Source organism: Candidatus Deferrimicrobiaceae bacterium (assembly GCA_035256765.1).
In the GTDB taxonomy this organism is placed as follows: Bacteria; Desulfobacterota; Deferrimicrobia; order Deferrimicrobiales; family Deferrimicrobiaceae; genus CSP1-8.
This window is the reverse complement of the sequence record DATEXR010000107.1, coordinates 1-6,662: the sequence shown is the minus strand read 5'-3', so window position 1 is coordinate 6,662 and position 6,662 is coordinate 1. Positions and strand designations below refer to the sequence as shown.

8 protein-coding genes are annotated in these 6,662 nt (G+C 64.7%); all 8 read right to left on the bottom strand.

Features of this window, described 5'->3' with window-relative positions:
• The coding region (locus VJ307_03595; protein HJX73217.1) for a bifunctional (p)ppGpp synthetase/guanosine-3',5'-bis(diphosphate) 3'-pyrophosphohydrolase at positions 1–1,757 on the bottom strand (1,757 nt) is incomplete at its 3' end.
• Between the two features lie 14 nt (positions 1,758–1,771).
• The gene (rpoZ, locus tag VJ307_03590; GenBank protein HJX73216.1) at positions 1,772–1,966 is read right to left on the bottom strand and encodes a DNA-directed RNA polymerase subunit omega; all 195 of its coding nucleotides are present in this window, start codon (positions 1,964–1,966) and stop codon (positions 1,772–1,774) included.
• Positions 1,954–2,586, bottom strand: coding sequence for a guanylate kinase (gmk, locus tag VJ307_03585; GenBank protein ID HJX73215.1), 633 nt, complete (start codon positions 2,584–2,586; stop codon positions 1,954–1,956). The genes rpoZ and gmk overlap by 13 nt, the downstream gene beginning before the upstream one ends.
• A gap of 3 nt (positions 2,587–2,589) precedes the next feature.
• Positions 2,590–3,468, bottom strand: a complete 879-nt coding sequence (locus tag VJ307_03580; GenBank protein HJX73214.1) for a YicC/YloC family endoribonuclease — start codon at positions 3,466–3,468, stop codon at positions 2,590–2,592.
• 6 nt (positions 3,469–3,474) lie between these two features.
• Positions 3,475–4,017 carry a DUF4416 family protein gene (locus VJ307_03575; GenBank protein ID HJX73213.1) on the bottom strand — a complete coding sequence of 181 codons (543 nt, stop codon included), beginning with the start codon at positions 4,015–4,017 and terminating at the stop codon, positions 3,475–3,477.
• Entirely contained in the window at positions 4,014–5,087 is a 1,074-nt protein-coding gene (rfaE1, locus tag VJ307_03570; protein HJX73212.1) for a D-glycero-beta-D-manno-heptose-7-phosphate kinase, read from the bottom strand. Before rfaE1 ends, VJ307_03575 begins: the two co-directional genes overlap by 4 nt.
• A complete protein-coding gene (locus VJ307_03565) occupies positions 5,080–5,244 on the bottom strand; it encodes a Trm112 family protein (GenBank protein HJX73211.1) in 165 nt (54 codons plus the stop codon). The genes rfaE1 and VJ307_03565 overlap by 8 nt, the downstream gene beginning before the upstream one ends.
• A 3-nt stretch (positions 5,245–5,247) precedes the next feature.
• Entirely contained in the window at positions 5,248–6,495 is a 1,248-nt protein-coding gene (locus VJ307_03560) for a DUF3108 domain-containing protein (protein HJX73210.1), read from the bottom strand.
• Positions 6,496–6,662 lie beyond the last annotated feature (167 nt).

The following is a 6,662-nucleotide window of genomic DNA, read 5'->3' as shown; positions in this document are numbered from 1 at the left end:
GCCAGACGGACGAACATGTCGTCCACCCCCTTGACGATGACCGCGCTCGGTTTCCTCGCGGTGACGCGTTTGATGAGGGCCTCGAGCCGGGACTCCTTCCCCTTCTCCTGCAGCTGTTCCGGCGGGACGAGGGCCCGGAGCAGAGGGATCAGAGAGGTTTTCCCGTACCCGATGGCGATACAGTAGTCGTCGGCGCTTTTGTACCGGTTCTCCTGGAGAACTTCCGCGAATTCCTTGGACTTCAGCGTCTTCGTGAGGGAGAGGGAATATTTGCGCAGCTCGCGCTCCAGGATCTGGCGTCCCAGCGCCAGGCTGTGCTCCTGCTGCTCCTGCCGGATGATCGCCCGGATCTTGTTGAGCGCCCGGCTGGTCTTGGCGATCTTGAGCCAGTCCCGGCTCGGCTTGTGCGAAGGGTTGGTGATGATCTCGACCACGTCGCCGTTCTTCAGGGAGACCTTGAGGGGGACCATCCTCCCGTTCACCTTCGCCCCCACGCACTGGTTCCCGACCTCCGTGTGGATCGCGTAGGCGAAGTCGATGGGCGTCGACCCGCGCGGCAGTTCCTTCACGTCCCCCCGCGGGGTGAACACGTACACCTCCTCGGGGAAGAGCTCGACTTTCACGGTGTTCAGGAATTCCCGCGGGTCCTTCATCTCTTTCTGCAGCTCGAGAATCTGGCGGAGCCACACGAACATCTGGTCGCCCTTGTTGTCCGTGACCTGCTTCCCCTCCTTGTACCGCCAGTGCGCCGCGACCCCGTACTCCGCCAGGGAGTGCATCTCCTCGGTCCGGATCTGGATCTCCATCATCTCGGCGTTGGGGCCGAACACGGTGGTATGGAGAGACTGGTAGAGGTTCGCCTTCGGCATCGCGATGTAGTCCTTGAACCGGCCCGGGACCGGCCGCCACAGGCTGTGGACAATGCCGAGGGCCTCGTAACACTCCCGTATCGTCTTGGGGATGATCCGGAACCCGATCAGGTCGTAGACGTGCTCGAAGTCGATCCCCTGGCGCGCCATCTTGTTGAAGATTCCCGAGATGTGCTTGGAGCGGCCCGTGACCAACGCGTCGATCCCCGCCTCGCGAATCTTCCCCTCGAGGAGGGTGGTCACCTTCCGGATGTGCTCCTCCCGGCCGCGCTTTCTTTCGTCGGCGGAACGGGTGAGCTCGCGGAAATCGTCCGGGTGGAGGACCTCGAAGCACCGGTCTTCGAGCTCCATCTTCACCCGGGACATCCCGAGGCGGCTCGCGATCGGCGCGTAGATTTCCTGGGTCTCGCGGGCGATGATGACCTGCCGGTCCGGGGAGAGGTGTCCCAGAGTTCTCACGTTGTGGAGCCGGTCCGCGAGCTTGACCAGGATCACGCGGATGTCCTTCCCCATGGCGAGGATCATCTTCCGGAGGGATTCCGCCTTCTGGTCGGCGACGTCGGAGATGATGACGCGGCTGATCTTGGTGACCCCGTCCACCAGCTGGGCGACGTTTTCCCCGAACAGCTCCCGGATCTCCTCGATGGTGGCGACCGTATCCTCCACGGTGTCGTGGAGCAGGCCCGTGGCGACCGTCTCCTCGTCCATGTTCCAGTCGGCCAGGATGTGGGAGACGTTCAGGGGGTGGATCAGGTAGGGCTCGCCCGATTCACGGAGCTGGCCGTGATGCACCTTTCCCGTGAAAACGTACGCCTTCTGGATGAGCTCGATGTTGGCCGCCGGCCGTATCGACTGGACGCGGTCGACGATGTCGTTCAGTCGGAGCATCGCCCGCTCCGGCGTTATCGCTTGACCCGCACCGTCCCCTGGGCGATCTCCCGGAGCGCCACCACGGTGGGCTTGTCCCTTCGCTGGGACGTGTCGATCGACGCTCCTTGCCCGCCCAGGAGCTGCTTGGCCCTCTTGGCCGCCACCACGGTCAGTTCGAAATGGCTTTCCACTTGCCGCAGACAATCCTCTACCGTTACTCGCGCCATGGCTCCCCTTCTCCGGTCCGGTTCACGATTTTCGACATCCGAACGAGCGCCCTGTCCCGCCGGAGGCGGGCCGCCCGCACGATCCATTCCACCCTGGTCACCGCCGCCCCGAGGTCGTCGTTCACCACGAGGTAATCGTACAAGAGGAGATGCCGCGCCTCGTCCGCCGCGGCCCGAAGACGAGCTTTCATCTCCTCGGAAGTGTCCCTTCCTCTTCCGATCAGTCTCTTTTCGAGGGACTCCCAGTCGGGGGGAAAGATGCCGACCAGAACCGCCTCGGGAAGTTCCTGTTTCACCTTCCGCCCGCCCTGGACGTCGATCTCCAGAACGGCGTCCCATCCGCGGGAGACGATCGTTCGAACCGCCTCCCGGGACGTGCCGTACCGGTTTCCGTACACGGAGGCGGATTCCAGAAACTCCCGCGAAATTACCATTTTATCAAATATTTCCGGTTTAACGAAATAATAGTCTTTGCCGTCCACCTCCCCCTCCTTCCGGGGGCGTGTGGTGTAGGATACCGAAAGTTGAATGTTCTCCACCCGTTGGGCGAGCATCCGGCAGATGGTGGTCTTCCCCGAACCCGACGGAGCCGAAATGACGAAGACATCCCCTTTCTCCATGGGTCACTCCACGTTCTGGATCTGTTCCCGGATCTTTTCCAGCTCCGTCTTCGCGGCGACCACCCGTTCCGATATCCCCGCATGCGCCGATTTGGACGAGGCCGTGTTCATTTCCCGGAACGCTTCCTGCACGAGGAAATCAAACCGCTTCCCCACCGCATCGCCTTTGTTCCTCAGCATCCCCTCCATCCCCGCGAGATGCGAGCGCAGGCGTTCGCACTCCTCGGAGATGTCCAACCGGTCGATCAGGATCGCCGCCTCCTGCTGGACGCGAACGGGATCGACCCCCGCCTCCCCCGACAGGGCCTCGATCCGCTCCCGGAACCGCGACCTGGCAAGTTCCCGGTTCTCTCCGGCAAGAGAGACGATCTCTTCCGTTAGGTCCCGAAGGCTCCGGACCGACTGCCCGATGGCGGAACGCAGCCGCTCTCCCTCCTCCTGTCTCGACCCGACGAGCATGGCGAGGGCATGACGCACCGCCCCCTCCGCGAGCGCCCAATGCTTCTCCGCGGGATCGTCCCCCTCGGGAGCGAACACGAAGAGGTCGGGGACCCCGATCAGGTCCCGGAACGAGAGGTCCATCGTAAGCGCGTACTCCTCGCGCAGCCGGCTCGCCTCCGCGAGAAAGGAGGACAGAAGACCGTGATTCACACGGACCGCGGTACCCCCCTTCCCCCAATCCCGGACGCTCAGGAACACATCCACCTTCCCCCGCCGGAGCACTCCCCGCACCAACGAGCGGATGCGCATCTCCCAGGAGAGGAATTTCACGGGGCACCGCACGTGAATGTCCAGGAACCGGTGGTTGACGGACCTTGCCTCCGCGATCACCGAAACGTCCTCGCCGTTATGGTCTCCCCTTCCGAACCCCGTCATGCTCATCCACATCTACGAATCTCCTCTCCCGGACGGTTTTTCCGTTTCCCGGAGCTCCCTGCGCAACCCCGTGAGGAACGATCGGATCTCGGTCGACGCGTAATCGGGGTACGTCCACGGAAGCGCCCGGTACTCTCCCTTTTCGAACACGAGGGTGAGGTCGGCGAACACCCCGTCGCGCAGGTAGACCCGGTGGCTATAGTTCTTTCCCGTGGCGAGGACGAGGTTCTCTTCCGCCAGCAGACCCGGGTCGATGTTGACGGTCCGCCTCCCGTGGACCGAGAATTCCCTCTCGATCGCCTCGGCCGCAAGCTTCGCCGCCGCCAGCTCGTCCCGGGACACGGCATCGACGGAGAGAAGGAAGCGGCGAAACAGCGGCGATCCCATTTCCCTCTCGTAATAGTCGGTCCTGTCGAAGGGGAACGGGTCGCTGACGCGCCCGACGGCCCCCATCCGCTCGGTGATCCTGCGGAGGGACCGTTCGAAGTCCCTCTCCTCCCGGTACATCACGGAGAACAGCAACCGTGCGGGCGAAGGGACCGTCCGCAGGCTCATCGGGGGGTTGCAGTCCTTTTCCCGCTCCGCGGCGACTGGCCCCTTTCCTCGAGGGCGATCTCCCTCTCCTTTCGCTGCAGGCGCAGGGCCCGGGTCAGTTTCTCCACGGTAATCGGCGCGGTTCCCACCTCGCCCACGACGACCCCCGCGGCCGCGTTCGCGAGGAGGGCGGCGTCCCGCAGGGGCGCTCCCGCCCCCAACCCGGCGGCAAGGGTGCCGATCACGGTGTCGCCGGCGCCGGTCACGTCGAACACCTGGCGTCCCTGCGACGGGATGTGGAAAAAGGACCGGCGACCGCGCTCCACGAGGCTCATCCCCTCCTCCCCCCGGGTGATGAGAATCGCGCCCGCCCCGGTCTTCCGCAATAGCGCCTTTCCCCCCTCCCACACCTCCCGGTCCCCCGAAAGTTCCCGGCCCCCCAGCGCCGCCTCGGCCTCGGCCTTGTTGGGGGTGATCAGGGTGCACCCGCGGTAGTAGGTGAAATCGGCCTGCTTCGGATCCACCGCCACGAAAATTCCTTTCTTCCTCGCCGTGGCGATCACCTCCTCCACGAGCTCGCGGGAAAGCGCGCCCTTGCGGTAGTCGGACAGGACCACTCCGTCCGCTTCGCCCAGCGCCTCAAGGACACGGCTCGCGAGCATTCCGCGCGCTTTCCCGTCCGGGGGCTCCTTTTTCTCCCTGTCGACGCGGACCACCTGCTGCTGGTGGGCGATCACGCGCGTCTTCACCGTCGTCGGACGATCCGGGTCGGCGACGACGCCCGACACGCCGATCCCCCGTTTCCGCAGCATGCGGACGATCTCCCGGCCCGCCGGGTCCGCTCCCACGAAGCCGGCGACCTGCACCCCCGCGCCGAGGCAGGCGATGTTCAGCGCCACGTTGGCCGCCCCCCCGAGGGCTCTCGTGTCCCGCGTGACGGCGACCACCGGTACGGGGGCCTCCGGGGAGATTCTCCCCACATTCCCCCAGATGTATTCGTCCAGCATGATGTCCCCGACCACCAGGAGCCGGCAGGTGCGGAACCGTTCGATGTAGGCGAACGCCCGCTCGATGAATCCGTCGTCATTCATACGAGGAAGCTTCCTCGATGAGGAGAACGGGAATCCCGTCGTCGATGCGGTAGCTCAGGCGGCACGCCTCGCAGCGCAACTCCGACTCCTCCGGGGTCAGCTGCAAGCTCCCTTTGCACTTCGGGCAAGCCAGGATCTCGAGCAGTTCCTCGTCCATGATCTATCCCCCCTGCGGGTCGGGCATCAACTCCCCCACCAGCGTCCACATCCGTATTTTCCTGAACTTCGCGTACAACCGGACCGGGAGATGGCTCTCGTCCCGGGACATCCACATCCGCAGGTCCCCCTTGTCCTCGACCTTGCCTTCCCTCCGGATCACGGGCTGGATGATGATCGTGTCCACCTCCCCCCGGTCCGTTTGGATCCGTTCGAATCCCACCGGCCGGGCCGATATCTCCCATAATTTCCGCCCGGCGTACATCGGCCTCCCCTTCTCCTCGGCCGCAAGATCCCGGGTGCGGAAATAATACGCCGCCGAGACGGGGTCGTACACGTTGGGGACCGCGTCGACCTTCTTTCGTATCGTCCCGTCCTTCTTGTACCGGTAGACGATCGTCCCTTTTTCCTGGTCGTAGATGGCCACGTCGTCCTCTTTCCGGCTGTTCGCGAACTCCTGGCGAAGGGGCGTGATCGTCTGCACGTCCAGGTAGTAATCGATCGTGTCGTCGATCGGGTAGATCAGCGAGAGGATGTCCGAGGTCCACGCGCGCACCCGGAGGTGATACGCCTCCTTTCCGGACAGGAGCACCTTCCCCAGGAAGGTGAACCGGGCGTACCCCATCGTGATTCCCAAAAACTCCACCTTGTAGACGAGTTCCTCTTTCTTTCTCGCCCAGGGCGGGCCGTCCTTGGGAAACGCCATCTCCTCCGAGAGGCTGGCGATCACCATCCTGCCCGGTTCCGCATCCGCCCGGGGAACGGCGGGAGCCGGCGCGGGATGCGATGCACCCGCGGAATTTCCCTTCCCGTTCGCTTTCCCGTTGGCGGCGGTCGTCGGAACAGTCGCCGCGGTTTCTCCCACATCGGAAACCGGCTCTTTCCCGGCCTTCCCCTCCTCCGGCCGTGAAACCGCCGGCGGGGGCTCCGTCCCGGAAACCGCCTCCGCGGAAGGCGGGGGAGATTCCGCCGGGATCTCTTTTCCCGCATCTTTCGGCGCGTCTGCCGCCGGAGACGGAACTTCCTCCGACGCTGCCGGTTGTTCCGCCTTCGGCAGGGAGGAAACGGTACCCTCCTCCGCACGCGCCTCTTCCGCTTTCGAAGTCCCGGATGCCGCGGCCGGGGGCTTCTCCTCCGGCCGGGGTTCATGAGCCGCCCGGGAGCAGCCGGTCGCAAGGAGAAGAATCGCGGCGGCGGCGAAAAGGGCGATGCGCCGAACGATTATCTCCCTCGGGGCATGCAATCCGCTCACATTATTCCCCTTCCGAAAGGATCCATTCCGCCGCTTCCCTTATGCTGGGGAGGAACACGTCGGGCCGGACACCGCGGCGCTCCCCCTCCCGGCGCTCCGATTCCCCGTATCCTGTGGCCACCAGAATGGTTTTCGCCCGCAGACTGCGGCCCATCGTCACATCGGTC